This is a genomic window from Nocardia testacea NBRC 100365 (assembly GCF_000308775.1).
Taxonomy (GTDB): domain Bacteria; phylum Actinomycetota; class Actinomycetes; order Mycobacteriales; family Mycobacteriaceae; genus Nocardia; species Nocardia testacea.
Window position 1 is genome coordinate 24545 of record NZ_BAGJ01000269.1, and the last position, 26192, is coordinate 50736.

Annotated in this window: 28 protein-coding genes; 18 read left to right on the forward strand and 10 right to left on the reverse strand. The window is 68.8% G+C overall.

What is annotated here, in order from left to right; translation table 11 throughout:
* Positions 1 to 66: 66 nt before the first annotated feature.
* Positions 67 to 321, forward strand: a complete 255-nt coding sequence (locus ON38_RS30305; RefSeq protein WP_039828514.1) for an acyl carrier protein — start codon at positions 67 to 69, stop codon at positions 319 to 321.
* Here the strand turns inward: ON38_RS30305 and ON38_RS30310 are convergent.
* Positions 288 to 1778, reverse strand: coding sequence for a class I adenylate-forming enzyme family protein (locus tag ON38_RS30310; protein ID WP_039828515.1), 1491 nt, complete (start codon positions 1776 to 1778; stop codon positions 288 to 290). The two genes, ON38_RS30305 and ON38_RS30310, sit on opposite strands and share 34 nt — an antisense overlap.
* 57 nt (positions 1779 to 1835) lie before the next feature.
* Entirely contained in the window at positions 1836 to 2732 is an 897-nt protein-coding gene (locus ON38_RS30315; protein WP_039828516.1) for a LysR family transcriptional regulator, read from the reverse strand.
* Positions 2733 to 2887: 155 nt separating this feature from the next.
* Here ON38_RS30315 and ON38_RS30320 point away from each other — a divergent pair, with 155 nt between their 5' ends.
* The 6 genes from ON38_RS30320 (at position 2888) to ON38_RS30350 (ending at position 8011) form a co-directional block, all read left to right on the forward strand.
* Positions 2888 to 3238 carry a DoxX family protein gene (locus tag ON38_RS30320; protein ID WP_051165488.1) on the forward strand — a complete coding sequence of 117 codons (351 nt, stop codon included), beginning with the start codon at positions 2888 to 2890 and terminating at the stop codon, positions 3236 to 3238.
* A 211-nt stretch (positions 3239 to 3449) separates the two neighbouring features.
* Entirely contained in the window at positions 3450 to 4067 is a 618-nt protein-coding gene (locus tag ON38_RS30325) for a TetR/AcrR family transcriptional regulator (RefSeq protein ID WP_051165489.1), read from the forward strand.
* Between the two features lie 191 nt (positions 4068 to 4258).
* Positions 4259 to 5788: a nitric oxide reductase activation protein NorD gene (locus ON38_RS30330; protein WP_039828564.1), complete on the forward strand. Its 1530-nt coding sequence runs from the start codon at positions 4259 to 4261 to the stop codon at positions 5786 to 5788.
* A gap of 77 nt (positions 5789 to 5865) precedes the next feature.
* Positions 5866 to 6693 (forward strand): CbbQ/NirQ/NorQ/GpvN family protein, encoded by an 828-nt coding sequence (locus tag ON38_RS30335; RefSeq protein WP_039828517.1) that lies wholly within the window; start codon positions 5866 to 5868, stop codon positions 6691 to 6693.
* Positions 6694 to 6817: 124 nt separating this feature from the next.
* Positions 6818 to 7537, forward strand: coding sequence for a hypothetical protein (locus tag ON38_RS30345; protein ID WP_039828519.1), 720 nt, complete (start codon positions 6818 to 6820; stop codon positions 7535 to 7537).
* Between the two features lie 39 nt (positions 7538 to 7576).
* Complete coding sequence (locus tag ON38_RS30350; RefSeq protein WP_039828520.1) at positions 7577 to 8011, forward strand: hypothetical protein; 435 nt, start codon at positions 7577 to 7579, stop codon at positions 8009 to 8011.
* 115 nt (positions 8012 to 8126) lie between these two features.
* Here the strand turns inward: ON38_RS30350 and ON38_RS30355 are convergent, their stop codons facing one another.
* Positions 8127 to 8981 carry a 3-hydroxyacyl-CoA dehydrogenase gene (locus tag ON38_RS30355; RefSeq protein WP_039828521.1) on the reverse strand — a complete coding sequence of 285 codons (855 nt, stop codon included), beginning with the start codon at positions 8979 to 8981 and terminating at the stop codon, positions 8127 to 8129.
* 214 nt (positions 8982 to 9195) lie between these two features.
* On the opposite strand from ON38_RS30355, the gene ON38_RS37225 reads away from it, so the two are divergent.
* From ON38_RS37225 to ON38_RS30370, 3 genes are all read left to right on the forward strand, one after another.
* The gene (locus tag ON38_RS37225) at positions 9196 to 9774 is read left to right on the forward strand and encodes a TetR/AcrR family transcriptional regulator (RefSeq protein ID WP_039828522.1); all 579 of its coding nucleotides are present in this window, start codon (positions 9196 to 9198) and stop codon (positions 9772 to 9774) included.
* Positions 9771 to 10976 carry an NADH:flavin oxidoreductase gene (locus ON38_RS30365; RefSeq protein WP_039828523.1) on the forward strand — a complete coding sequence of 402 codons (1206 nt, stop codon included), beginning with the start codon at positions 9771 to 9773 and terminating at the stop codon, positions 10974 to 10976. The genes ON38_RS37225 and ON38_RS30365 overlap by 4 nt, the downstream gene beginning before the upstream one ends.
* A 177-nt stretch (positions 10977 to 11153) precedes the next feature.
* Positions 11154 to 11552: a hypothetical protein gene (locus tag ON38_RS30370; RefSeq protein ID WP_039828524.1), complete on the forward strand. Its 399-nt coding sequence runs from the start codon at positions 11154 to 11156 to the stop codon at positions 11550 to 11552.
* Between the two features lie 108 nt (positions 11553 to 11660).
* On the opposite strand, the gene gad is transcribed toward ON38_RS30370, so the two are convergent.
* On the reverse strand, positions 11661 to 13100 hold the full coding sequence (gene gad / locus ON38_RS30375; protein ID WP_039828565.1) for a glutamate decarboxylase: 1440 nt from the start codon (positions 13098 to 13100) through the stop codon (positions 11661 to 11663).
* Positions 13101 to 13441: 341 nt separating this feature from the next.
* On the opposite strand from gad, the gene ON38_RS30380 reads away from it, so the two are divergent.
* The gene (locus ON38_RS30380; protein WP_039828525.1) at positions 13442 to 13867 is read left to right on the forward strand and encodes a VOC family protein; all 426 of its coding nucleotides are present in this window, start codon (positions 13442 to 13444) and stop codon (positions 13865 to 13867) included.
* Between the two features lie 15 nt (positions 13868 to 13882).
* On the forward strand, positions 13883 to 15523 hold the full coding sequence (locus ON38_RS30385; protein WP_051165490.1) for an MFS transporter: 1641 nt from the start codon (positions 13883 to 13885) through the stop codon (positions 15521 to 15523).
* A gap of 190 nt (positions 15524 to 15713) precedes the next feature.
* Here ON38_RS30385 and ON38_RS30390 read toward each other — a convergent pair whose 3' ends face one another.
* From ON38_RS30390 to ON38_RS30405, 4 genes are all read right to left on the reverse strand, one after another.
* Entirely contained in the window at positions 15714 to 17276 is a 1563-nt protein-coding gene (locus tag ON38_RS30390) for a bifunctional phosphatase PAP2/diacylglycerol kinase family protein (RefSeq protein ID WP_245564412.1), read from the reverse strand.
* Positions 17277 to 17360: 84 nt separating this feature from the next.
* Entirely contained in the window at positions 17361 to 17876 is a 516-nt protein-coding gene (gene msrA, locus ON38_RS30395; protein ID WP_039828526.1) for a peptide-methionine (S)-S-oxide reductase MsrA, read from the reverse strand.
* Positions 17877 to 17966: 90 nt separating this feature from the next.
* A complete protein-coding gene (locus ON38_RS30400) occupies positions 17967 to 18779 on the reverse strand; it encodes a class I SAM-dependent methyltransferase (protein ID WP_039828527.1) in 813 nt (270 codons plus the stop codon).
* Positions 18780 to 19136: 357 nt separating this feature from the next.
* The gene (locus ON38_RS30405) at positions 19137 to 19601 is read right to left on the reverse strand and encodes a cupin domain-containing protein (RefSeq protein ID WP_039828528.1); all 465 of its coding nucleotides are present in this window, start codon (positions 19599 to 19601) and stop codon (positions 19137 to 19139) included.
* 75 nt (positions 19602 to 19676) lie between these two features.
* Between ON38_RS30405 and ON38_RS30410 the strand changes: the two genes are divergently transcribed.
* From ON38_RS30410 to ON38_RS30420, 3 genes are all read left to right on the forward strand, one after another.
* Positions 19677 to 20243, forward strand: coding sequence for a TetR/AcrR family transcriptional regulator (locus ON38_RS30410; protein WP_039828529.1), 567 nt, complete (start codon positions 19677 to 19679; stop codon positions 20241 to 20243).
* 286 nt (positions 20244 to 20529) lie between these two features.
* Positions 20530 to 21783 (forward strand): cytochrome P450 family protein, encoded by a 1254-nt coding sequence (locus ON38_RS30415; protein WP_039828530.1) that lies wholly within the window; start codon positions 20530 to 20532, stop codon positions 21781 to 21783.
* 252 nt (positions 21784 to 22035) lie between these two features.
* Entirely contained in the window at positions 22036 to 23286 is a 1251-nt protein-coding gene (locus ON38_RS30420; protein ID WP_039828531.1) for a cytochrome P450 family protein, read from the forward strand.
* Here ON38_RS30420 and ON38_RS34505 read toward each other — a convergent pair.
* Entirely contained in the window at positions 23263 to 23730 is a 468-nt protein-coding gene (locus ON38_RS34505; protein WP_157182007.1) for a hypothetical protein, read from the reverse strand. The genes ON38_RS30420 and ON38_RS34505 overlap by 24 nt on opposite strands.
* A 414-nt stretch (positions 23731 to 24144) precedes the next feature.
* Here ON38_RS34505 and ON38_RS30430 point away from each other — a divergent pair, with 414 nt between their 5' ends.
* Positions 24145 to 24483, forward strand: a complete 339-nt coding sequence (locus tag ON38_RS30430; protein WP_039828532.1) for a hypothetical protein — start codon at positions 24145 to 24147, stop codon at positions 24481 to 24483.
* Positions 24484 to 24627: 144 nt separating this feature from the next.
* On the opposite strand, the gene ON38_RS30435 is transcribed toward ON38_RS30430, so the two are convergent.
* Positions 24628 to 25014 (reverse strand): tautomerase family protein, encoded by a 387-nt coding sequence (locus ON38_RS30435; protein WP_039828533.1) that lies wholly within the window; start codon positions 25012 to 25014, stop codon positions 24628 to 24630.
* A 68-nt stretch (positions 25015 to 25082) separates the two neighbouring features.
* On the opposite strand from ON38_RS30435, the gene ON38_RS30440 reads away from it, so the two are divergent.
* Positions 25083 to 25559 (forward strand): MarR family transcriptional regulator, encoded by a 477-nt coding sequence (locus ON38_RS30440; RefSeq protein WP_039828534.1) that lies wholly within the window; start codon positions 25083 to 25085, stop codon positions 25557 to 25559.
* 73 nt (positions 25560 to 25632) lie between these two features.
* The gene (locus ON38_RS30445; protein ID WP_039828535.1) at positions 25633 to 26142 is read left to right on the forward strand and encodes a GtrA family protein; all 510 of its coding nucleotides are present in this window, start codon (positions 25633 to 25635) and stop codon (positions 26140 to 26142) included.
* The last annotated feature ends 50 nt before the right edge of the window (positions 26143 to 26192 follow it).

Sequence of the window (26192 nt, forward strand, 5' to 3'; positions counted from 1 at the left end):
TTTTCGCGTATTTCCGGTCGCGACGATATTGGCTAATATGTGGACTACATAAAGGGGGCGCCAGCGATGAACGATATCGAACAACCGATAGTCGATTATATCTCCGCCATGGTGGCCGAAACCGGCGGACCACCGGTCGATCGCGATACCCGGCTGCTCGAGGCCGGATTGCTGGACTCGATCCAACTGGCACGACTGGTGCAATTCCTCGAGGAGCGATTCGAGATCAGCATTCCGGATACGGAGATACGGGCGGAATTGTTCGAATCACCCGCGAGGACGGCGGCCTATGTTTCGCAGCGAGCGGCCGCGCCCGCCTGAAATTCGCACAGCCGCGCGCGGAGCACCTTGCCGGCCGGACTGCGCGGCAGTGCGTCGACGAACGCGATCTCGGCCGGCACCTTCTGCACCGAGAGCCTTTTCCGGGCATAACGGATCAACTCGCCGGCCGACACGTCGGCATCTGCGACCACGAACGCGATCAGCCGTTGGCCGGTACGCCGATCCGGGAGACCCGCCACCGCGGCTTCGGCGACAGCCGGCGAGGTCATGAGCATCTCCTCCACCTCGATGGGGTCGATCTTGTAACCGGATACCTCGATCAGCAGCTTGCTGCGGCCACGGATGAAGATACGACCCTCGTCGTCGAGCGAGGCGAGATCACCGGTCCTGAACCAGCCCTCGTCGAACGCCTGGGCGTTGGCCACCTCGTCGCCCACATAACCCCGCATGAGCGAGGACGATCGAATCTCCATCTCGCCGACCGCGGGTCCGTATGCGGTATCCAGCGCGATGATGCGGGCCGTGGCGTCGCCCGCCGGCCTGCCCACCGAGTCCCAGGTCGAATCGGGATCGACGGAGTCGTTGTGCGAGAACATGCTCGCCTCGGTGGAGCCGTAATCCTGGCGAAGTGTGACACCGAGGCGTTCGCTCACCGCTTCGAAGACCGGTCGCTTCAGGGCGGCGCCGCCCGAGAAGGCCAGGCGCAGCCCGAGTTCGTCACCGCCGGCCTGCCCGGCGATGATCTCGTACATTGCCGGAACTGCGCCCATGAAGGTGACGCGCTCGCCGGCCATGGTGTCGAGCAGTTTCCGGCGCGACAGCGGCAGCGGCAGGGGGTCGCTCCAGTAAAGCGTCGTCGCGCCGCCGGCGACGGCTTGCGTAGCGCCCAGCAGGAAGCCCATCGCGAAGTTGCCCGGCAGCATGTCGAGGACGATATCGTCGGGCCGGATGTCCCAGGCCGTGCTGGCTCGTTCGCTGTCGGCGACGAGCTCGGCATGGGTGTGCGGCACCACCTTGGGCAACCCGGTGGAGCCGGACGAGAAGAGGTAGAGCGCCGTCGTGTCACCCGGCAGGTCCGGCAGCCGAGCCGTCGCATTTCTTTCGGGCAGCGCACTCGTCAGGAAGAGAGGGGAATCGGGAGCCGCATCCGCGATCAGCATCTCGGCAGTGGCGGCAAGGCCGGGACTCGCGATAACGGCCTCCGGTCCGGTCTTTCGCGCGCACGCGGCGAGTTCGGATCGCGTGGCCGTCTCGCTGAGCGGCATCGCGATGGCACCGAGGGCGAAGAGCGCATGGGCGGTGACGAAGAGATCGGGTGAGTTCGGAATCAGCAGCCCCACGGGATCGCCGCGCTCGATACCGTGCTCCCGCAAGCCGGCGGCGAGCCGGCCGATCCGCTCGACCAGAGCGGCGTAGGGGGTGAATACGCCGCCCTGCCGCAATCCGCTGGTGATCGGTGCCCGCGCTGTCGGCGCGAGCAGCCTGTCGTAGATCATCCCTACTCCGCGGGGCCGGTTCCCCCTGCCCGTAACGATAGGAGCGGGCTACGGCATCTACAAGGCGCCGGCGATCTCGATACAGCATTCGACGAACGCTCGCACCACCGGATCCGGTTCCGACTCCGCCTTCCACACGACCCCCACCCGGCTCGGCGCCACGCCGGTCACCGGCCGGTACGTGATACCGGGCCGGGCATAGAACCGGGCGCTCGATTCCGGGGCCAGCGCGATCCCGTATCCGTTCGCGATCGCGCTCAGCCATTCGTCGGGCTGGTCGGTCACCGCGCCGATCCGCGGCGCCCGCCCGGTGCGTTCGTCCACTCCGAGCCAGTAGTCACGCCAGCCACCGGTTTCGGCCGGGGCCGCGACGAACGGTTCGTCGAGCAGGTCCGCGAAATCGATCGATTCCCGGCTCGCCAGCGGGTGCCCCGAGGCCAGGGCGACCCAGCGCGGTTCGCTGAACAGTTCCCGCACCCGCAGCCGGTCCTGTCCGGGGAACGGGAGCCGGAGCACAGCGATATCCACCTCGCCGTCGGCGAGGCCTCCGGTCGGGTCGCCCCAGGACGCCTGCCGCATATCCACCCGCCAGCCGGGTCGCCGGCGGGCGAACTCGGCGATGATCCGCGGGGTGGCCTCGTTGGCGGCGCTGGCGAGGAAGCCGACCCGCAACACCCGTGCCGCGCGGCCCGCCGCCTGCCGGGTTTCCCGGAGCGCGAGATCCCATTCCCCCAGCAGCGCCGGTACCCGCCCGGCCAGCGCCTCACCGGCCGGGGTGAGCGCCATCCCCGCCCGCGAACGGGCGAAGAGTTCGACGCCGAGCAGGTTCTCCAGCTGCCTGATCTGCTTGGTCAGCGCCGGCTGCGAGACGAAGAGCCGCGCGGCGGCGCGGGTCAGATTCCCCTCCGCCGCCACCGCCGCGAAGTAGCGGAGCAACCGGGTGTCCACATCCATTCCGCCAGGTTATGGATGCAGGTATTGGCGGGTTTCGGCAGGGCCCGCAAAGCTGGATTCCACAGCCGGCGCAGCCCTTCGGGCCGGGCGTCACGCCTGGCACCCGATGCCGCGGGGCACGCCGGATACATCCCTACGAACAGAAAGTCACTCCCGTGCACACCACCTACCTCGTCGTCGCCTTGGTCACCGTCGTGGCCAACGCAGGCATTGCCCTGGCCGATTTCGTCCGGGCGCCATTCGTCCTGGCGAACTCCGCCGAGGTCGGCGTACCGTCCGGCTGGGTGCCGTGGCTGGGCGCGCTCAAACTCACCGGTGCGGCCGGCGTCCTGCTCGGCCTGCTCGGCCTGGAACCGCTGGGGTTCGCCGCGGCGGTCGGTCTGGTGCTGTTCTTCGCGGGCGCCCTGATCACACACCTGCGGGCGCGCGTCTACTACAACATCGCCTTCCCGGGCGCCTACTTCGCGCTCGCCCTGGCGACCGCCGCTCTCCCGGTCGCGCACTAGCGCGCCGATAAGCCGACACGGTCCGGAGCAAACGCCCCACGAAACGGCCGCCCCCGGACACCCGCCGCGGCCCCGATCCGACGACCGGCCGAGGTATCGCCAGAACAGCGACGCGGACTGCTCCAGAAAACGTTGCGGACCAGCAGAACACAGATCCGCTGACAAGTGTCATTGAAATATTTTATTGACATTTTTCAATGAATGTCCGCTAATGGAACGGGTGAACGCGCCGACGGAAAAGCCCAGGGGCCGGGAAGCCCAACGCCTCGAAACCCGGAGACGAGTGTTCGACGCCGCTGTCGCGGAGTTCCGGCGCACCGGGACCGCCGGCGCCGATGTCGGTGCCATCATCGAGGCCGCCGGCGTCGCCCGCGGCACCTTCTACTTCCACTTCCCCAGCAAGGAACACGTCCTGCTGGAACTGGAGCGGCGCGAGGAAGCCCGGGTGGCCGGGGAGTTCGCCCGCTTCGTGGCGGCACCGCACGATCTGCCGGGCGCTCTGGCGAAAGCGGTCCGGCTGGTGCTCTCGGTGGAACGGCGAGTCGGCGCGCTGCTGTTCAAAGACGTCCTCGGATTGCACTTCACCCCGACCCGCCCGCCGGACGACGAATGGACCGATCACCCGCTGATCGTGCAGGTGGTCGAGGAAATCACGCGAGCGCGCGAAGCGGGCGAGGCCGCCGCCGAGATCGATCCCTTCCACAGCGCGGTGTTCTTCCTCCTCGGTCTCTACGCCCTGCTGACCACCACCAGCGATTCCAGGTCGGTGCGCGCCGCCATGCTCGACAACTACGTCTCCACCGCACTGCGCGGTATGGAACCCCGATGACCCGCGACCGCGGGCCGTCACCGCACACCGCGTCCAGCGGAACCGACCCACGGAGGTCAACATGTGGCAGGACATCGTTCGGCTGATCGCCGGCTGGGGCGCGATGGGCGCCGTGATCGGCTTCTGGTACTGGGTCATGCGCAACATCGGGACGTTCTGAAACGCTCGGCGCCGGATCGACGGTGACCATCGTGCACCCCAGCCCCTCCCTCTCCGCCGCGTCGCTGGAGCGCGGTTGCGCCCTGACAGCCGTGGCATTCTCCGAGCGGCGGCGCCACGGCGCGCGACTGGTCGCCGGGGAGCGCCGGGCGTTCGGCCTGGACCCCTCCCGCACGCTCGTGCAGGTGCCCTACCCGCCGCCACCGGATTGGACCCGTCGCACACTGACCTGCGGAATCGCCCTGCAATGCGCACCCTCCAAGGACCGTGTCGCCCGGTACCGGCTTCACGAGCTGTCCCCGCGCGAGCTCGCGAGTGTGGCGGTGGTGGAGGGCGGCGTCGCGATGGGCTGGATCGCGGTCCGGTTCCCGGGGCTGATCCCCGAACTGCGCCGGGTCCTCCCCGAACTCGAAGCCGCCGATCCCGAGACCGACGGCCCGCAAATCCTCGACCGGGCGGTCGCGCTGGCCCGCTCCCGGCAGACCCCGCCGCCCCACCCACTGCTGGGCGACCCACCGCTTACCGTCCCGGCGCGGGGCCGTATGGCGGTGGCGCTGCGGCGGATGTACGGCCGGATGCCGTGGACGAGCCCGCGCACCGACTCCTATCGGGCCATGTCGGTGCCGGTCGGCGGGGAGGGCGGGGTCCGCAATCCCAACCTGCCGCCGCCGAGCCGGCCGGAGGACGACGAGATCGAGATCCGTCCCGATCGGCGCCCGGGTATCCCGTATCCCGAATGGAACCTGTGGACCAAACGTTTCCGGCCCGACCACGTCGCAGTCCTCGAACGCCGGCAGCCGCCGCTCGGCCGTACTCCGGCACCGGTGGCGGTGGATGTGCGGCGCTGGTTCCGCCAGCCCACCCATCGCGCGCTCATCGGCGGCCGCGAGGACGGCGTCGACCTGGATATCGACCGCTATATCGGCCACTTCGTGGACCTGCGCACGGGTACCGCCGCCCAGCCCAGGGTCTTCCGGGACCTGGTGCCCGCCGCGCGCGATGTGGCCACCGCCGTGCTGCTCGACGGCAGTTCCTCACTCGGTGTGCACCAGGGTCGGACCTTCGCCCTGGAACTGGCGTGCGCGGACGCGCTGTCGGACGCCATGGCCGCGGCCGCACAGCAGCACGGGATCTTCGTGTTCACCGGTAACACCCGCCATCGCGTGGAGGTGCGCTGTCTGAAGGATTTCGACGAACCGCGCTTCGTCCACCCCGGCGGCCTGGGCCTGCGGGCCGGCGGTTACACCCGCCTGGGCGCCCCGCTGCGACACCTGACCAGGCGTTTGCTCGACCGGCCCGCCGGACGCCGGTTGCTCATCGTGATCGGCGACGGCCTGATCTCCGACGAAGGGTACGAGGGCCGATACGCCTGGGCCGATGTCGCGCACGCGGTCGAGGAAGCCGACGAGGCCGGGGTCGCGGTCTATTACCTCGGTGTCGGCCCCGTCCGGGTCGACCCGCTGCCCGTGGTGTTCGGGCAGCGCCGATCGCAGCGCATCCACCGGGTCGAGGAGCTGCCCCGGGTCCTCGCCCATGTGCACCGCGAATTGGTCGCCATGTGACGGCGCCATGGGCGAAGCCGCTCCGGGCACGACCGAACGCGGAACACACCCCCGCCGCCGGGCATCGAGAGGTCAGGATGAATACCGAATACCACCCCGCCACCGGTCACGAGATCGCACTGTTCGAGAAGGCGTACCGGCGCCGCGTCCCGGTGATGCTCACGGGCCCGACCGGGTGCGGTAAGACCCGGTTCGTCGAGCATATGGGCAGGTTGCTGGATCGTCCGGTGGTCACCATCAGCTGCCATGATGATCTGACCAGTTCCGATCTGGTGGGCCGGTTCCTGGTCACCGGCGGCGATGTGGTCTGGCAGGACGGGCCGCTCACCCGCGCCGTGAAGGCCGGGGCGATCTGTTACCTGGACGAGGTGGTCGAGGCACGGCACGATTCGCTGGCGATCCTGCACTCGCTCACCGATCACCGCCGCGCGCTCTATCTCGACCGCGCCGACGAAGTCGTGCCGGCGCCGGAGTCGTTCATGCTGGTCTGTTCCTACAACCCGGCCTATCGCAGTTCACTGAAGGAGCTGAAACCGTCCTTCCGGCAGCGGTTCGTGACGCTGGCAATGGATTACCTCGACGCGGATCGCGAAGCCGCGGTGGTGGTCGCCGAGACCGGGGTCGAGCCACCGGTGGCCCGGCAGCTGGTCGGGTGCGCGCGCGTCATCCGCCAAGCCGACGAGATGTTCCATTTCGAACCACCGTCCACCCGGGTGCTGGTGACCACCGGACATCTGATCGCGGCGGGCGCGGACCTGCGGGAAGCCGCCCAAGCATGCATTCTGGCGCCGCTGAGCAGCAACGGCGCCCTCCACGAAGGTCTGCGTGAGATCGCGGCGGCCGCGCTGGCCGCCGCGGAAACCTCTTCCGCGCAGCGGGTTCCAGAAGGAGGACCACGACCGTGAACGAACAGGATCGCCGGCGCCGGCGCGCGCTGATCGCCGTCCAGGTCTTCGCCTACGGATTTCTCCTGGCGATGTTCCTCATCCAACTGCACATGTACACGATCCGGGATTGGTAGGAGCCGTCGTGAAACTCTCCGCTGTCCCGCTGCCGTGGCGCACATCCACGCCGAAACCCGGCGACTCCTACGACCTCCATCACGACGAATCCCGCCGCGCCCAGCGCGCGGCCGACCGGTGGCTCACCGTGGGCACCCTGCTGATGGGCACCCTGGTCCTCGGCATCGTCGGCCTGCCGATCTTCCTGCGCGGGGTGTGGTTACAGCGCAGAGCGCAGGAGTCCGGGCTGTCGGTACGTCCGATCATCGTCACGCTGATCGGCTACCTGGTCATCCTGGACGCCGCGCTCAACAGCCTGGGCTGGGCCCTGGACCTCGTCGCCAACCACACCCTGATCAACCGGGTGATCCTCACCGCCTGGGGCAATTTCTTCGACGCCGGCTACTTCTGGCACTACAACGAGCTGTGGATCGGTGGTTCGGGCGCGCCCGGCGAGAAGGGCTGGGAAGTCGCCCTGATGCTCACCGTGTTCCCGATGCGCATCGCCGCGGCGATCGCCTTCCTGCAGATGAAGCGGTGGGGACACCAGTGGATGATCGTCACCTGCTGGTTCGGGCTGGTGATCTGGATCGGTTACACGTTCAACATGACCATGTACGCCGATGTGCGCTACGACGGGGTCGTGCTGCCGGTGATCGGCTGGTGGCTCTACGACATCTTCTACATCACGCCGTTCCTGGCGATCCCCTATCTGCACACGGTCAACCGCGAGATCTTCTCCGACTGACCGCGGCCGCAATCGCCTCCCTCTTCCGAAGGACTCCGCATGAGCAAGAACCCCGCCCCCGCAGGCGATCCGGAGAAGGACGAACTGCCCCTGGGCACCACCGCGCCGTACGCGCGGATGCACCGGTGGTTGCGGCGCGGTATCTTCGTCTGCCTGTTCGCGCTGGTCATCGAGGGCGCGTTCACGGTGCCGGCGCTGGCGCTGTGGTACGGCTGGCCGACCCTGTCGTTCACCGAGATCTGCAGTGAACTGATGAAGGTCAGATACTCCGACGACACCCTCGAATGCGCGCATCCGTATCCGCTGTCCGGACCGCCCTTCGGCGGGCCACCCGAGGCGGCCGGCCAGCGGACCGCGCGCGACGATTGGAGTATCCAGCCGAAACCGGGCTGGGACCGGATCGGTTTCCGGGAGCTGGTCCGGATCCACGAGGACCGGCTGGCACGGGAAGCCGCGGCGCCCCCACCACGCTGAGGATCCCACGCCCGTGTGCCCGGCGATACCCGCCGGGCACACGTGTGTCCGGCCCCGCTCGGGCCGGGGCCTCCGACCGGCCGCGCCGGATCATCCGGGCTGCCGGCTCGCGGGATCAGGAGTACTTGTAGAACCCCTCTCCGGTGGCCACACCGAGCTTGCCCTTGTCGATGTAGTTCTCCTTCAACCAGCGGGCGAGACCTTCGGTTTCGGCACTGCTGCTCAGGATGTTGTAGGGCGTGGTGAGCCCGATGACGTCGAGGATCCGGAACGGGCCCATGGGCGCTCCGGTGGCGATCCGCCAGGTCTTGTCCACCGCCTCGGGTTCTGCGTAGTCGCCGGCGGCGAGTTCGATCGCGGCGTTCAGGAACGGCACCAGCAGCGAGTTCAGGACGTAACCCGACTTCTCCTTGTGCACCTCGATCGGCACCATGCCGATGGCGGCGGCGAACTCGACCACCGCGCCGAACACCGCGGGATCGGTCCGGTCGGTGCCCATGACCTCCGCGGTGTTGAACTTCCACACCTGGTTGGCGAAGTGCAGGGCCAGAAACCGGTCCGGGCGGCCGGTGAAATCGGCCATATCGCTGGGCAGCAGGGTCGAGGAGTTGGTCGCGAATATGGTCCGTTCGGGAGCCAGCTCGCCCAGCTTCCGGTAGGTCTGCCGTTTGATGTCGAGCACCTCGGGCACCGCTTCGATAACCAGATCGGCCTCGGCGACCGCGGCGCCGAGATCGGTGGTCAGGCCGATACCCGCGCGGGTCTGCTCGGTGAGCTCATCGGTCGCGCCCATCACTTCGTCGCGATAGGTGGCGGCGAGCCCGGTGAAACGCTCGCGCGCCGCGTCGAGTGCCTTGTCGTCGATGTCGTATGCCTGGACGCGGTATCCGTGGTACGCGGTCTGGAAGGCGATCTGGGAACCGAGCACCCCGGTGCCCAGTACCGTCACCGCGCGGATCTCGAGGGCCATCGTCTTCTCCTTGTCGATCGATCGTGGGCGTATCGGGCAACCGGAGCCGACTACCGGAACCAGTACAACAGGGGCGGCCCGTCGCGGTGGGTGCGTGGCCCGCGCCTCCGTTTGCGATCGGATAACGCCTGAGGGCCAGTGCGCCCACCAGCATTTTCAAACAGTATTTCAATCAATGATTGAAAACCGTCGGGCGCAATGGTTCACTGGCCGCATGCCCCAGCGAGTCTCGGCCGCGACCCGCGAACGCCTGCTCACGGCCGCCGAACGACTGCTGCTCACCGAGCGCTACGACGACGTTTCGGTACGCCGCATCTGCACCGAGGCCGGGGCCAACCCCGCCGCCGTCCACTACCACTTCGGATCCAAGGAAGCCCTGGTGGCGGCCCTGCTCGAGGAGCGCCTCGGGGCACTGTGGGCCGACCGCCTCACCGCGGTCACCGCCGCCGCCGGACCCGTGGCCGATCTGGTCGACGCGGTGCTCACCCCGTTCACCGATCTGGCAGCCGACCCGCTGGGCCGGCTGCACCTGCGTCTGCTCGCGCAATGCGTGATCGACCGGCAGGTCGGCCCGTGGCAGCAGCAGTGGTTCCGGATCGATTCGTGGGCCGGTCTGCTACCCGAGGTGGGCGAATGGGAGAGCCGGCGCCGCTGGATGCTCGCGTTCGACCTCATCATCATGCGATTCGGCCGCGCCGCCGCCGAGGACCGGGCGCTGAGCCCACAGACCGTGGCCACTCTGCGCGCTTTCGTCGTGGCCGGGCTGACCGCACCGACAGGAGACATATCGTGACCGATGTATTCGCCCCCGCCCCACTGGGGCCACTCACCCTGCGCAACCGGGTGATCAAGGCCGCGACCTTCGAAGGTCGCACACCGGACGCGCTGGTCACCGACGATCTGGTCGAATTCCATCGGGAGGTCGCGGCGGGCGGCGTCGGCATGACGACTGTCGCCTACTGCGCGGTCGCGCCCGGCGGCCGCACCGACCGCCACCAGATCTACATGCGCCCCGAGGCGGTGCCGGGCCTGCGCCGGCTCACCGATGCCGTGCACGCCGAGGGCGCGGCGGCCAGTGCGCAGATCGGCCATGCCGGGCCGGTGGCCAATTCCGCGTCCAATCGCCTTCCCGCGCTGGCGCCGAGCCGGATGTTCAGCCCACTCGGCATGAGCCCGATGAAAGTTCCCGACGCGGCCGAAATCCACGACCTGGTCACCGCCCACGCCGACGCGGCGCTGCTGGCGATCGAGTCCGGATTCGACGCGGTGGAAATACATTTCGGGCACAACTACCTGGTGAGTTCATTCCTGAGCCCACTGCTGAACCGGCGCAAGGACCGCTACGGCGGCCCGCTGGAGAACCGGGCCCGGCTGGCCCGCGATATCGCCCGCCGGGTGCGCGAGGCGGTCGGTGACCGGATCGCGGTGACCGCGAAGTTGAATATGGACGACGGCGTCCGCGGCGGCCTGACTCTGCCGGAATCGTTGCAGGTGGCCGCGTGGCTGGAGGCCGACGGCGCGCTCGACGCGCTGGAACTGACGGCGGGCAGCTCCCTGCTGAACCCGATGCTGCTGTTCCACGGCGCCGCGCCGCGCCGCGAGTTCGCGAAAACACTCCCGGGGCCGGCCCGCTGGGGCTTCCGCCTGGTCGGCAAGGCATTCCTGCGCGAGTACCCGTACGAGAAGGCATACCTGCTCGAACGCGCCCGGCAGTTCCGCCGGGAGCTCACCATGCCGCTGGTGCTGCTGGGCGGTATCACCGACCGGGAGTCGATGGATCTGGCGATGACGGAGGGGTTCGATTTCGTCGCCATGGGCCGGGCCCTGCTGCGGGAGCCGGATCTGTTGCGCCGCATTCGATCCGACGCGAGCACCGAATCCGCCTGCGTGCACTGCAACGAGTGCATGCCGACCATCTACAGCGGCACCCGGTGCGTACTGCGACTCGATCAGCTCGCGTCCACCGTCGCGGAGAAGCCGGCCGACGGCGAATAGGCGCCGCACGGGACGCGGAAGTCACAGTTCACGATATTCGTCAGCCCCAATTAACGAACACCTATTGAATGCGCCGTTGTTTAACGGTACGGTCTAGGCATCAGAGCAAAGCCGCACTCCCCCAGTGCGACTGCTTCCGCCACCGCCCCCGGGCGGCGCTACGACCGAGGACGAATCATGCACCGAACCGCACGCACCCGCCGACTCGCCGTCCGGATCGCGGCCACCGCCGCGATCGCCCTGGCCCCGCTGGCACTCACCGCCGCACCCGCTCTCGCCGACAACCAAGCGCCCGTGGTCACCGATGACACCACCGAGGTCCAGGACGTGAGCCGCCCCGGCCGGCACGGTCACGGCTACGGCGATCGCGGGTGGCACGGCCGCAACGACCACAGCTGGAACGGCCGGCACGACAACCCGATCGACTGGAACCGCGGCCGCAACCGCCACGACCGCGGCTGGGATCACGGCCGGCACAACGACTGGGACCGCGGCTGGGATCACGGCCACCACCGTCCCGGTTTCGGTCTGCCCTTCCCGCGGATCTTCCTGCCCGGTACCGGCAGCGCCTTCTGATACCTGAACAACGGCACATCGAACAAGTGTCGATAGACCTCGGGCAGGCCCGGCCCGAGACAGCGGAACCGGCCGGCCACGGCGACTGTGCCGGCCGGTTCCACTCGATCACGACCCCGCCGGCCGCACTCCCGCGTGATGCGGCCGGATATCGGCCCCGTGCGAGAACGACGCGGCCTCGGCGCCCCGCTGCGGCGCCTGCTGGGACCGCAACCGCGGCAGTGCCCGTTGCAGCGCCTCGATCAGCAGATCGGCCAGGTCGTGGCTGAAACCGTTGCGGACCACCACGCGCAGGACCGCCAGATCCTCCCGATCGGCCGGAAAGGTATAGGCGGGCACCAGCCAGCCCTGTTCGCGCAGCGCCGCCGATACATCGAAGACCGAATACCCCGTCTCGCCCTCGGCCAGCGTGAATGCGAAAACGGGCAGCTGCCGGCCGTCGGTGATCAGCCGGAACGGGCCCAGCTGCGCGATCCGGTCGGCCAGTGCGGAGGCCACCTCCCGGCAGTAGCCCTGCACCCGCGCGTAGCCGCGATGCCCCAGCCGCAGGAAGGTGTAGTACTGGGCCACCACCTGCGCGCCGGGCCGGGAGAAGTTGAGCGCGAAGGTCGGCATCTCCCCGCCGAGATAGTTCACCCGGAAGACCAGCGCGTCCGGTAGCGCGTCGGCGTCCCGCCACAGCACCCAGCCCACGCCCGGATAGATCAGCCCGTACTTGTGACCCGAGGTGTTGATCGAGGCGACCCGGGGTTGCCGGAAATCCCATTCCAGCTCGGGATCGCAGAACGGCGCGATCATGGCGCCGGACGCCCCGTCCACATGCACCGGGATATCCCAGCCGTGCTCGGCCTGCACCCGGTCCAGCGCCGCGCAGATCTCGGCGACCGGTTCGTAGCTGCCGTCGAATGTGGATCCCAGGATCGCCACCACACCGATCGTATTCTCGTCGCAGCGGGCCGCCGCCTCCTCCGCGGTCAGGTGGAACCGCTCCCCCGACATCGGCACCACCCGCGGTTCGACGTCCCAGTACTCGGCGAATTTCTCCCAGCACACCTGCACATTGATCCCCATCACCAGGTTGGGCCGGTCGGTCGGCTGCCCGGCCGCCCGGCGCCGCAGCTGCCAGCGTCGCTTCATGGCGAGTCCGGCCAGCATGCACGCCTCACTGGAGCCGGTGGTCGAACAACCGACGGCATGGTCGGGGTCGGCGGCGTGCCACAGATCGGCCAGGATCCGCACACATCGCTGCTCCAGTTCGGCGGTACGCGGGTACTCGTCCTTGTCGATCATGTTCTTGTCGAAGCATTCGCTCATCAGCACCTGCGCCGCGGGCTCCATCCAGGTGGTGACGAAAGTGGCAAGGTTGAGCCGGGCGTTGCCGTCGAGCAGCAGTTCGTCGTGCACGATCTGGTACGCGGTATCGGCGTCCAGCTCCCGGGCGGGCAGCCGGTTACGGGGCACCTCCAGCGGTTCCCGGGTGAACACCGGATTCACCGAGATATCGTCCCGGCCGGGACCACCGGGCCGAGACGGATGGGTCAATGCCATGGAGACCTCCACCAGCATTCGGACCGGACGGGACACCGCCCGGACAGGCGGCGATCCCGAGTATCGCCCGGCGAACGGCTGCCGCGGCGCACGGCGGGCCGCCCCGGCGGGTCGGGGCCCGCGCCCTGCTGCCGCGAGGTTCGCGGAGATAGGGTCCCGCGGCGCGATCGGGCGGGGGCGACCACTCCGCATCTGGGCGGGATTCGCCCCGGCACCGCACCGCGCGGGCTACGCTCGGCCGATCGGTCCGCATGCCGGCCGCTGTGCCCGGCATCGCCGAATCGTGGCGCGTTCCCCCTGGTCACACATCCACACATCCGCATCACCAGAGGAGGAGACCCGTGAAATCCGTCAACGCGTACCTCATGTTCAACGGCAACGCCGAGGAAGCGTTCACCTTCTACCAGTCGGTGTTCGGTGGCGAACTGCAGCTGATCCGGTTCGGCGATATGGGCGAGGGCGCGAACCTGCCGGAGGAGGCCAAGGACCTGGTGGCGCATACGGCGCTGCCGCTGGCCGGGGCCGGCCAGATCCTGATGGGCTCGGACTGTCCGCCCGGCCAGACCGTCGACATTCCGCAACGACCGAACTTCACCGTATGTCTCGAGGTCGGCGACCGCGACGAAGCCGAGCGAGTGTTCGCCGCGCTGAGCGAGGGCGGGTCGGTGGATATGCATCTCGCCGAGACGGAATGGACCGAACTGTTCGGCATGCTCACCGACAAGTTCTCCATTCCGTGGATGATCGACTACAACTCGTCGCAGTAGCCGTAGACCTCACCCATGGGCACCGGGCGACCCGAGGCGCCGACGGCCCGATCCGGTTCCGGAACGGTGCTGGCCGTGCTGTGCGCGGGACAGTTCCTCATGGCTCTGGACAGCTCGGTGATGAACGTATCCATGTCGACCGTGGCGCAGGACCTCGGCACGACCATCACCGGTATCCAGACCGCCATAACCCTCTACACGCTGGTGATGGCGTCCCTGATGATCACCGGCGGGAAGGTCGGCGCGATAGTCGGCCGGCGGCGCGTCTTCGGGATCGGCCTGGTCGTATATGGACTGGGGTCGTTCGTCACCGGTCTCGCGCCGAATCTCGCCGTCCTACTGGTGGGCTGGTCGCTGCTCGAGGGGATCGGCGCGGCATTGATCATGCCGGCGATCGTGGCCCTGGTGGCGGCGAATATCCCGGCCGAACGCCGGACCGCCGCCTACGGTCTGGTCGCGGCGGCGGCCGCCGCGGCGATCGCGGTGGGCCCGCTGCTGGGCGGCGCGGTGACGACCTACGCCTCCTGGCGGCTCGTCTTCTTCGGCGAGGTGGTCGTGGTCGCGCTGATCCTGCTGCTGTTGCGCACGATGAAGGACACGGCCGCCGAACAGGCCCACCTCGACTACCTCGGTTCGGCGCTGTCGATAGGCGGCCTGGCCATGATCGTGTACGGCGTACTCCGCTCGAGCGAATGGGGCTGGGTCCAGGAGCGGCCCGGCGCCCCGGCCGTGTTCGGCCTGTCACCGGTGATCTGGCTGCTACTCGGCGGGCTGCTCGTCCTCTATCTACTCCGCGAGCGGCTGGCGGTATGCGTACGGACGGGACGGGAACCGCTCTTCGACCCGGAACTGCTGGGCAACCGGCAGCTCACCGGCGGTCTGGGCATGTTCTTCGCCCAGTTCGCGGTGCAGGCCGGGGTGTTCTTCACCGTTCCGCTGTTCCTCTCGGTGGTCCTCCAGCTCAGTGCGCTCGGAACCGGCGCCCGTCTGCTGCCGCTGTCGGTCGCGTTGATCGTGACGGCTGTCGGCATCCCGAAACTCGCACCTCGCGTGGGTCCGCGGCGCGTGGTCCGGCTGGGGCTGCTGTCCATGACCGTCGGGATCCTGCTGCTGGCGGGCGGGATGGACCCCGGGGCGGACGCGCGCGTGGTCGCGGTCCCGATGCTGCTGATGGGCGCGGGCCTGGGTGCGCTGGCCTCACAACTGGGCGCGGTGACCGTCTCCGCGGTGCCCGAATCACGCAGTGCCGAGGTCGGTGGGTTGCAGAACACCGCCACCTACCTCGGCGCGTCGCTCGGCACCGCGCTGATCGGCTCCATCCTGATCGCCACCCTGACCTCGTCGGTCATCGATGAGATCGAGAACGATCCCGCCGTGCCCGCCGCCGTCCAGCAACAGGCCACCACCGAGTTGGCCGCCGGCGTCCCGTTCCTGTCCGACACCCAGTTGCGCGACGCGCTCACCGCCGCCGGGGTGGACGGACCCACCACCGACTCGGTCGTCGCGGTCAATTCCGCGGCCCGCCTGGACGCGCTGCACACGGCGTTCGCGGCGACGGCACTGCTGGCCGTCCTCGCGCTGTTCGTTACCCGGCGGCTACCCGAACGGCCCCTTGCCCCGGGGGGTGACGACACCGGACCATCCGTTTCCGGATGACTTCGGACCGGGCGCATCACTCACCCGACCGCCTACGGATGAAGAGTCGGCGGCCGGCGATCCGGACAGGCCCGCCGCCAACCGGCCGATCGGCCGGTTGTCCGAGCCAACCGGCCGATCAGCTCGGACAACCGCCGAGTGTCGAGCGAACCGCGGCGCGCGCAGGCAGGGACCCGTTATCTCGGACCGCTCAGCGGAAACGGAACACATCGGGCAGCCACGGAGCCCGCCGGTGATGGGGGCGGCTGCGATCGGCCCACAGCGGATTCGACTCGTCGCGCCGGTACACCGTGAGCTGGCCCGCCACCGAGAAGCGCAGATGGGTGGCGCTGCCGAACACTTCACCGTCGGCCGCCAGCGATTCGGCCCGGGGTAGGTACACGAACAGCTCCGACAGTTGCCGCTCCCCGTAGACCCGGCTGTGCCCGATGGCGGCGAGCAGCAGCGCCACCACCGCGCGGGTGCGGGACCAGCGCAGATCGGCGCGCAACCAGCGCACGTCGAGCAATCCGGAATCGAGCCGGTCCCGGAACGCCGGTACGGCGCCGTGCGGGTGGTAGGGCCCGTTGCCGACGAAGAGGAACCACACCCGCTGCCAGTGGTCGTCGAGGTAGATCTCGATCGGCTCGGCCCGGCGCAGGGTGACCACGAGCGCCGCCGCGAACGCGGGCCACTTACCCCACCGCGACTGCCATTTCTCGCGCAACCGGACCAGATCCGGGTAGGAGCCGAGGCTGAAGGTGTTGATCAGGTGCCGGGTCCGCATCTCGGTCGCGTCACCGTACTGGACACCGGCGATATCGACCGCGACGGCCTCCCCGACACCGGTCGCGTCGACAACCTCGAGCAGATCGTAGACACCGAGATCCCGGGCGAAATGATTGAGCGTGCCGGTCGGGATCACCACCAGCGGCAACCCACGGCGCAGGGCGACGGCGGCCACCGCGGCGACGGTCCCGTCACCACCGGCCACCCCGACGGCCGCGACCGGCTCCTGCTGCGCGGCAATGGCCTGTTCGAGGAGTTCGGCGCAGTCGATATCGGGCTGGGTGCGCAATACGGCCGCCGCCGGCAGGGCCGCGGCGATATCGTCTGTGGGGTCGTAGTTGGCGTCGCCGGAGACCGGGTTCACCATGACGACGAGCCCTTTGCCTTCGGCGAGCACCGGCGCCTCGCGGACCAGCCGGGCCCGGGCCTCGTCGGATTCGCGCACCGGCCACCAGCGCCGGGTGGCCAATGCGATCCCCGAACCCACGGCGGCACCGACGAGGACATCCGAACCCCAGTGCACTCCCGTGTGCACCCGGGAATAGGCGACCGCCGAGGCCAGCGGCGCCACGGCCAGCGCGGTGCGCGGGCTCTCCATCGCGACCGCCGTCGCGAAGGCCGCGGCGCTGGCGCTGTGCCCGGACGGGAACGACGACGAGGACGGGGCGGGCGAGAGCCGGCGGTACTCGGGCATCAGTTCCGCGGCCGGGCGGCGGCGCGCGAAAATCGGCTTGAGCACGATATTGGCCACGAAGCTGGCGCCGGCCACCGAGACCACCCCGCGCAATGCCGCCCGCCGTGTGGCCCCCTGACGGACGGCCAGCAGCCCCGCGCAGGCCATCCACAGCACACTGTGGTCGGCGCTGCCGGTCAGTCGTAGCAATCCCGAGTCCAGCCGGGAGGCGGGCAGGTCCGACACCGCGCCCCCCACCGCGCGATCGACTCGTCCGATCTTCTGGAACCTCCGGCGCGCCCAACCACTCACTCGCCCGACACTACCCATCGCCGCGGCCGGGCGGCGAACGACAGGGCGCGGGACACCGGCCCCGGCCGCTCCGCTACCCGGTGTCTACCGGGCGGTGGTCTGCCGCCGCGGCAGCTTCCACCCCGGTCGCGGGAAGTGGCAGGTGTAGCCGTTCGGGAAGTGCTGCAGATAATCCTGGTGCTCCGGTTCGGCCTCCCAGAATTCCTGGGCGGGCGTCACCTCGGTGACGACCTTGCCCGGCCACAGTCCCGAATCCTCGACATCGACGATGGTGGCCAGCGCCTCCCGCTTCTGCTCGTCGTCGACGTAGAAGATCTCCGAGCGGTAGCTGCTGCCGATATCGTTGCCCTGCCGATCCTTGGTGGTCGGATCGTGGATCTGGAAGAAGAACTCCAGCAGCGCCCGGTAGTCGGTCTGCGCCGGGTCGTACACGATCTCCACGGCCTCCGCGTGCCCCGGATGGTTGCGGTATGTGGGGTGATCGTTGCGCCCGCCGGTGTAGCCGACGCGCGTCGATACGACCCCCGGCTGCTTACGGATCAGCTCCTGCATACCCCAGAAGCACCCACCGGCCAGGATCGCCTTGCGCGTTTCGGTCACGCTTCCTCCTCAGTCCTGTGCTTTCCCTGCCCCGGGTACAACCCGCGATCGGAGCCGGAAAGTCCCGTTCCCCAGCCGACCGGCACATGGTCAGTCACGGTGCGCGGTCACCAGCAGATACTCCCATTCCATCCGGCCGTTGCCCAGATCGTGCGCGGCGCCGAGATGGGCCAGGTCCCGATCCAGTTGCGCGGCCCGTTCCGGCTCGCCGGCGAGCGTTTTGTACACGGTGACCAGGGGACCGTAGTTGGCCTTGAAGAAGTCGCGGAAGGCCGCGCCGTCGGCGAAACACTCGACGGCGGCGCGCTCGCGGCGCAGCGTCAGGCCGGTCACCCGGTCTCCGAGCAGCTCCGTGACATGTGCTTCGTCGCCCCACAGGGGCGGCGGCTGCGCACCGGGCGGCGGGGTGGGGGCGTACGGCTTCATGACGGCGAACATCCGGCCGATGAACCCTTCGGGCGTCCAGTTGATCAGCCCGATGGACCCGCCCGTCCGGGTGACCCGGATCAGTTCGTCGGCAGCCGTCCGGTGGAAGGGGGCGAACATCACTCCGACGCAGGAGAGGACGGCGTCGAAGGCGCCGGAGTCGTAGGGCAGGGCTTCGGCGTCGGCCTGTTCCCAGGTGAGCTCGACGCCCGCCGCGGCGGCATTGCGGCGGCCGGCCTCGAAGAGTTCGGGGGTGAGGTCACTGGCGACGACCTCGGCGCCCGCCCGGGCCGCCGGTATCGCCGCGTTCCCGGCTCCGGCGGCGATATCCAGCACCCGCTGCCCGGGTCCGATACCGCAGGCGGCGACCAGCCTCCTACCGAGTCCGGGAATCACATCGGCGGCCACCCGGGGGTAGTCGCCGGAGGCCCACATCGCTCTGTGCTTGCTCTTGAGATCGGGCGCGAACTGCGTCATCGTCTGCTCCTCGGGTCGATCGGAACCTGGAACCGTTCACGGCAGGTCGCGCCCTCCGGGGAAAACCTCGCGGCCGCCCTTTCTTGTCGTTTCACCAGCTCGGCCGCGTGCCGAGCTCGTCCTATTGTCTGCCCCGGCGGCCGCGCGCCGCAAACCCCGGTTTCCCGGTCCACCCCCGGGGACGTCACCGAAGAAGGCGGGCCGGGCGCGGCGCCACCGGCTTCACGCGGTCCCGGTAGGACCCCGGCCGCCGCGACCGCTATCGGCGGACGCGTGTGCGCCTCGCCGTGCGGCAACGGTCCCCGGTTCGCACCGGTCGCCACCGCGCACATACTGTGCGCCGAATAGCCTTGTGGCCTAGGCAGTTTCCTCGTAGCGGATGTCGTAGCGGGCCGCGATCGGATTGACCTTCGCCGGGTCGAGCGCACCCTCGGTGAACACTGCGGGTCCCGCTTCGAAGAGATCCTCCAGATAGCATTCCCAGCCACCCGGGGAGGAGATCTGCAGCAGCCGGGGCGGCGGGTCGGAGACCGCGCGCAACGCGTGCGGGACCCCGTGTGGCAACAGGACGAACATACCCGTGGTCACGGTGAGCGATCGGTCGGCGAAGTCGACGCCGAGTCCCCCGTCCAGCACATAGATACATTCGTCGGCGACGTGATGGGTGTGGCGCGGGATATCGCGCACGAGCGTCACCTCCAGCAGCGAAAACCTGCCCTCGGTATCACCGGTCAGCGCTTTCACGGCGAATGCCGGCGGTAGCGGCACCCGGCCCGGGCGCACCTCGTGCGGCGCCAGCACTCGAAAACGATCCTCCGACATGGACTCCCACCTCTCGCGGAGATACAATCGGAAGCGGATTCCGATTCCGTTTAGTTGGCCACGAGAGGAACTCGGTTGTCAAGACCCACCCCCCGGCGGACCCCGCGCGCCGATGCCGCCCGCAACCGGGATCGCATCCTCGCCACCGCGCGCACCCTGTTCGCCGAACACGGAAGCGGCGTACAGCTTCCCGAGATCGCGCGCGCGGCCGGCGTCGGCATCGGCACCGTCTACCGCCACTTCCCCACCCACGGTGATCTGGTCGAAGCGGCTGCCGCACAGCGGTTCGCCGAGATCGAGAGTTTCGCCCGCGACTGCCTGATCAGCGCGCCACCGGGGAGCGCGCTCGGCCGTTATCTGCATCACGTAGGGGAGATCCTGGCGGCCGACCGCGGCCTGTCCGCCGCCATCGAATCCACTCGGCGTTCGACCGGCAGCGAGCCCCGGGGCGAGGCCCGCGCCGGTCTCGAAGCCGTGCTCGGCGAGGTCATCGAACTCGACCGGGCCGCGGGCACCGTGCGCGCCGACTGCACAGTGGCCGATGTCTACATGATCGTGGGTGCCCTTTCGGCAACCATTCGCACGGCCGCCGGTGACTGGCGCAGACTCCTGACCATAGTGCTCGACGGGCTGCGCCCATAGAGCTCGACGGCCTGCGCGCACAGCGCGATACCGCACTCGCATGGCAGACAACGGACGACGACCGTACAGTTCTCCGGGACCGCGGGCGGGCCGCCACGCAGCCGAGGCCGTCCATCGCGTCCACATCTCCGGCCGTCGGCTCGCTTTACCCCGCCGCCACTGTGGTCAAACACAATGCGCCACAGAGTAATTGGTACCCGCCTCCAGTAGGGTGCTACATCGTGCCGAGATGACGGGCCGGCCGCTCGGAAGGTCTCGGCATATCGCGACCAGTCTGGAGTCACCCTTGAGCACGCCACCACCCGATACCCATACCGCACCCCATGCCGGCCACGGCTCCCCCTTCGCCGACGCCGGACCCCGCATCCCGCTCTACGCACCCGAATTCGCCGAAGACCCGCACCGGGTGTTCCGGCAGATGCGCCGGGAACATCGGGCGATGGTGCCGGTGGATCTGGCTCCCGATGTCCCCGCGACCCTGGTGATCGACCACCAGAGCGCGGTCCGCATCCTCAACGATCACGAGCACTTCCCCGCCGACCCGCGCGCCTGGCAGCAGAGCATGCCCGCCGACTGCCCCGTACTACCGATCATGGAATGGCGGCCGATCGCGGCGCGCAGCACCGGAATCGACCAGCAGCGTTATCGGGAGGCGAATGTCACGGCCTTGGCCGAGATCGATCTGCATGCCATCCGCGCCGCGGTCGAAGAGATCGCGGTACCGCTGATCAGTGCCTTCTGCCAGACCGGGCGAGCAGATCTGCTGATGCAGTATGCCTTCCCGCTGGCCTTCGAGGTCTGCAACACCCTGCTCGGCTGCCCACCCGATATCGGCCGGCGAGTCGCGGCCGGTATGGCCGCGATGTTCGAAGGCGTGGACGCCGAGGAGGGCAACCGGATGATCGGCGCGGCCCTGGCCGAATTGGTGGCCCTCAAACGCACCGAGCCGGGTAACGATGTCACCTCGCTCCTGCTCGGCCATCCCGCCGAGCTGGACGAGGTGGAGATGATCCATCAGGTGACGAGCCATTACGGCGCGGGTATCGAATTGCAGCAGAATCTCATCGCCAACACGCTGCTGCTCATTCTCACCGACGACCGTTTCGGCGGAAACGTCCTCGGCGGCAGCCTCTCCACCCGCGACGCCCTGGACGAGGTGTTGTTCGACAACCCGCCCATGGCCAACTTCCTCATCACCTACCCACGGCAACCCATCCTCGTCGACGACGTCTGGCTACCCGCCCACCAACCCGTCGTCATCAGCATCGCCGCCTGCAACCACGACCCCTCCATCCGCGCCGACGACCACCGCGGCAACCGCTCCCACCTCTCGTGGGGCCTGGGACAGCGCAATTGCCCGGCGCAGACGCTGGCCTACCTGGTGGCCCAGGACGCCATCGACCAACTGCTGGACGCGCTTCCCGAACTCGAGATCGACCTGCCACCCGAGGGCCCCGCCTGGCGCCCCGGCCCATTCCACCGTTCCCTGACGGCGCTCCCGGTGAAGTTCCCGCCGTCACCCCCGTTCACCTTCCGCTGATATCCCGGCCGGCCGACCGAGCGAACCGGCAGGTTCCCACCGGCCCCGCCGGTACCGGCCAGGCGGAACAGCACGACCGGGCGCGGTCCGCGGAGCCCGCGGTCAGCACAGCGTGACGCGATGTCGTACATGCGCAAAGAGAATCGACCGCAACATATTCGACGATCCGGTCACGTATCGTGCCCGCGGGCCGGAACGACGGGGCCCGCCCCCGGGGCCGTCGTCGACCACTGCGAAACCTACGGAGTCATATTGAGCACCTCACACCCCGATACCCATGCCGCCGCCCGCACCGTGCACGGCTCGCCCTTCGCCGACGGGGGTCCGCGCATCCCCCTCTACTCGGCCGAATTCGCCGAGAATCCGCACCGGGTGTTCCAGCAGATGCGCCGCGAACACCGCTCGATGGTGCCCGTGGACCTCGCGCCCGACGTCCCCGCGACCCTGGTCATCGACCATCGGACCGCTGTCCACATTCTCAACGATCACGAGCACTTCCCCGCCGACCCCCGGGCCTGGCAGCAGAGCATGCCCGCCGACTGCCCCGTACTGCCGATCATGGAATGGCGGCCGGTTCCCGCCCGGAGCACCGGAATCGACCAGCAGCGTTACCGATCGGCGAATGTGTCCGCGCTCGCCGAGGTCGATCTGCACGGACTCCGCGCGGCGGTGGAGCAGATCGCGACCCCGCTGATCAACTCCTTCTGCGAGACCGGCCGGGCCGATCTGCTGATGCAGTACACCTTCCCGCTGGCATTCGGGGTCTGCAATACCCTGCTCGGCTGCCCGTCCGAGATCGGACAGCAGGTCGCCGCGGGGATTGCCGCCATGTTCGAGGGGATCGACGCCGGGGCCGGCAATCAGATGATCAATGCGGCACTGGCCGAGCTGGTCGCGCTCAAACGGACCGAACCCGGTGACGATGTCACCTCACGACTGCTCCAGCACCCGGCCGAACTGGACGAGGACGAGATGGTCCATCAGCTGGCGGGTATGTACGGTGCGGTGATCGAATTGCAGCAGAACCTCGTGGCGAACGCCCTGCTGCTCATCCTCACCGAGGAACGTTTCGGCGGAAACGTCCTCGGCGGCAGCCTCTCCACCCGCGACGCCCTGGACGAAGCGCTGTTCGACAACCCGCCCATGGCCAACTTCCTCATCACCTACCCACGGCAACCCATCCTCATCGACGACGTCTGGCTACCCGCCCACCAACCCGTCGTCATCAGCATCGCCGCCTGCAACCACGACCCCTCCATCCGCGCCGACGACCACCGCGGCAACCGCTCCCACCTCTCCTGGGGCCTGGGACAGCGGACCTGCCCCGCGCAGACCCCGGCCTACCTGGTGGCCCAGGACGCCATCGACCTGCTGCTGGACGCGCTTCCCGAACTCGAACTGGACGCACCAGAGGGGCCCACCTGGCGACCGGGCCCCTTCCACCGGTCCCTCACCGCGCTGCCGGTGAAATTCCCCCCGTCACCGCCGATCTTCGCCGGGTGACGCGGACGCGTCTCCGCGCCGGGCGCCGCGATGCGGACCCTCGATGGTCCGCCCGGCGCGCGCCCAGACACTCTCGATATCGAAACGGTCGGCCTGCCACGAGTCGGTGACGACGCGGACCCGGCCCCGCCAGGCCCGCATGATCCTGGCATGTACCGGCCACCGCACGAAGCGCCGCATATCCCGCTCGCTGTCCCATACGGAGATGGAACCGCCGCGCAGCTGCGCCGGGCGACCCCACAGCCACATTCCGACCGCACCCTGCAGTACCGGCCAGGTCTCGCCCAGATCGAGCCCCTCCCGGTAGATCTGGCGGACATCCGGCTCCGAGGTCGCCAGGAAATCGGTCACGCTGACGAACACCGCCCCGGCGGAGTCGGCACCGGGGCCCGGCTTCCACGGCATCAGCACTGTGCCTTCGGAGAACGGCGACGTAGCGGTCATCCGCCGACTCGCACGGTGCCGGGACCGACGAACGTATTGGTAAACATTTGCCTACCATATGCAGATGCCTACCAATTAGGCAAGGTGTACGGCACACGGCACACAGGACACGGAGGTTCTCAACTCACCCCGACCCACCGGCGCGGCGGCGTACCGTCCGCCTCACCGCACGACCGGACGGCCACCGGCGCCGCGTGCCGGCGGCTCGCGGCAGGTGCGACAGCCGAAACCCCTTCCGCGGCGGTCGATCCGGCCCCGGCCCACGCGGCCGGCCCCGACCGATTCGGAGAATCACCGCCACCGGTCCGAAATCTGCACTCCCGGTGACATTTTCGTACACCCGGCTAACACGGATGCGGACGCGGCGATACGAGAGGCAATGGGTTCCGAACCCGCACACCGAAGGAGAGCGCTGTGAAATCGACCGTACGATACCTGTTCACCGGCGCGGCAGCGGTCGCGGCACTGACCTTCGCCGGCGCACCGCAGGCCATGGCCTATCCGGTCGGCCCGTGGGGAGTAGAGGGTCCGTGCACCGGACTCCAGCCGAACCAGTGCCCGTGGAGCCCCTCCGAGGACGGCCTCACCTGGTCGTACAAGGGCCACTCCTCGCACTACGACAAGACCGGCGGTTACGTCTGCAACACCAATCAGTGGGAGCCGCTGCGCACCGCGTACTGCAACACGGTGATGACCCTGGTCCGCGCGCTGCCGCCGATGCCGATCGGCGAGGTACTCGGCGGGCAGAGCTGATCCGTCCCCTCGCGGAAGCGGCGTCGTCCACCGCGCCGCCGGATGGCCGGAACGGCGCCGCCATCGACGAACACGAGCCCGCGGCCGACGAATCACCGAATCCGCGAGTCGCCGGGCTTCCACCGGCTCCCGGTACGTCCGTAGCTAGTGTGCCGCGAGCACACCACCGACCCCGGTGCGGCCGGCCGGGGTCCCCACGAATTCGACGGTCACTCGCGACCGGACCTCGTCCCCGAACACGGACACGATCGCGTCGGTCACTCCGGAAATCAGACGCGACACCAGCTCCGGCCCGTCCGCCCGCTCGAACGCGGCTTCCTTGATGCCGAAGGTTACGCTCGGCGACGACTTCGTCACCGGCACACCGCCGATCGCCCAGCGGCCGTCGGGGAGGCCGATCAACCGGATGTCCACGATCTCCCGGGCCCATTCGCCGTAGACCTCGACGACCGCGTCGGTCAGTTCTTCGATCAGCCCGGCCTCCCGGCCGGCGAGGTCGCGTTCCAGGACATGCACAGTCAGATGCGGCATCGGCGCCCCTTAGGATGGATTCGAGAACAAAGAATATTTGTAAACAAAGGTAAATCGGAGGTTGTCACGTGTCAACACCCGACTCCGCGGACGACACCGTCCGGGAACTGCTGCTGCTGATGCCGCGCCTGGTCGGCCGAGCGAAACGGATGCGTCCGCCGCCGGAACTGCAGTCGTTAGACCTGGCCCCCAGGCATCTCTCGCTGCTGTCATTGCTTCTGCTGGACGGCCCGCAAACCGTCTCGCAACTGGCCGACCGGCTCGGCGTCGCACCGACGACGGTGAGCCTCATCGTGAGCGATCTGAGTCGTAAGGGAGTACTGGTCCGCCGCGAGGACGACGCCGATCGCCGGCGTCGCATCATCGATATCGCCACCACGAGCAGACCGGCCATCTCGCAGTGGCTCTCCCCCGGCGCACACGCGTGGCGCGCGGCGCTCGGCCCGTTGACCTCCGCGCAGCGGCGCATGATCGTCGACACCCTGCTGGCCTATGAGACCGCGATCGCGGAGGCCACCGGCGAACCCGGCTCCGCCGCACCGTGAACGGCGGTGATCGTGTGCACTCGCGCGGCGGCACTCGCACCGATCCCGGTCGGCGCCGCCTATATTGGGCGAAGTGCCCCTAGTCCGAACTGCGCTCGACCGGGTCCCCGAACCGTATCGTTCCCAGCTCCTCCGCAACCGTGAACTGCTGAAGTTCGCCGTGGTCGGTGCGATCACCTGGTTCATCGACACCGGTATCGTGTACGCGCTGAAGTTCACCGTGCTGAGCGACAAACCGCTGACCGCGCGCGCGATCGGAGTGCTCTTCGCGACGATCGTGTCCTATGTCCTCAGCCGCGAGTGGTCCTTCCGGACCCGCGGCGGGCGCCAGCGCCGGCACGAAGCCGCCCTGTTCTTCGGTATCAGCGCACTGGGTATCGGCGTGACCCTTGTGCCGCAGGCCATCTCGCTCTACGTCCTGGGCATGCGGGTCCCGGAGGTGAGTCCGGCGGTGCAGGCGGCCGCGAATTTCGTGAGCGGCCAGATCCTCGGTGTGCTGCTCGCGATGGCGTTCCGGTTCTGGGCCTTCCGGCGTTTCGTGTTCCCGAGCGAGCGGGAGCAGCAGGCTCCGGTACCCCACTGAGGCACCCACCGGCCGGCGAGCGGGCCGATCCCGCCACCGGCCGCGCCCGG

What these genes read in the sequence shown, in the direction of transcription:
- ON38_RS30305 (WP_039828514.1), top strand. Translation starts at nt 67, where the DNA reads ATGAACGATATCGAACAACCGATAGTCGATTATATCTCCGCCATGGTG.
- ON38_RS30310 (WP_039828515.1), bottom strand. Translation starts at nt 1,778, where the DNA reads ATGATCTACGACAGGCTGCTCGCGCCGACAGCGCGGGCACCGATCACC.
- ON38_RS30315 (WP_039828516.1), bottom strand. Translation starts at nt 2,732, where the DNA reads ATGGATGTGGACACCCGGTTGCTCCGCTACTTCGCGGCGGTGGCGGCG.
- ON38_RS30325 (WP_051165489.1), top strand. Translation starts at nt 3,450, where the DNA reads ATGGAACGGGTGAACGCGCCGACGGAAAAGCCCAGGGGCCGGGAAGCC.
- ON38_RS30335 (WP_039828517.1), top strand. Translation starts at nt 5,866, where the DNA reads ATGAATACCGAATACCACCCCGCCACCGGTCACGAGATCGCACTGTTC.
- ON38_RS30350 (WP_039828520.1), top strand. Translation starts at nt 7,577, where the DNA reads ATGAGCAAGAACCCCGCCCCCGCAGGCGATCCGGAGAAGGACGAACTG.
- ON38_RS30355 (WP_039828521.1), bottom strand. Translation starts at nt 8,981, where the DNA reads ATGGCCCTCGAGATCCGCGCGGTGACGGTACTGGGCACCGGGGTGCTC.
- ON38_RS37225 (WP_039828522.1), top strand. Translation starts at nt 9,196, where the DNA reads ATGCCCCAGCGAGTCTCGGCCGCGACCCGCGAACGCCTGCTCACGGCC.
- ON38_RS30370 (WP_039828524.1), top strand. Translation starts at nt 11,154, where the DNA reads ATGCACCGAACCGCACGCACCCGCCGACTCGCCGTCCGGATCGCGGCC.
- gad (WP_039828565.1), bottom strand. Translation starts at nt 13,100, where the DNA reads ATGGCATTGACCCATCCGTCTCGGCCCGGTGGTCCCGGCCGGGACGAT.
- ON38_RS30385 (WP_051165490.1), top strand. Translation starts at nt 13,883, where the DNA reads ATGGGCACCGGGCGACCCGAGGCGCCGACGGCCCGATCCGGTTCCGGA.
- ON38_RS30400 (WP_039828527.1), bottom strand. Translation starts at nt 18,779, where the DNA reads ATGACGCAGTTCGCGCCCGATCTCAAGAGCAAGCACAGAGCGATGTGG.
- ON38_RS30405 (WP_039828528.1), bottom strand. Translation starts at nt 19,601, where the DNA reads ATGTCGGAGGATCGTTTTCGAGTGCTGGCGCCGCACGAGGTGCGCCCG.
- ON38_RS34505 (WP_157182007.1), bottom strand. Translation starts at nt 23,730, where the DNA reads ATGACCGCTACGTCGCCGTTCTCCGAAGGCACAGTGCTGATGCCGTGG.
- ON38_RS30435 (WP_039828533.1), bottom strand. Translation starts at nt 25,014, where the DNA reads ATGCCGCATCTGACTGTGCATGTCCTGGAACGCGACCTCGCCGGCCGG.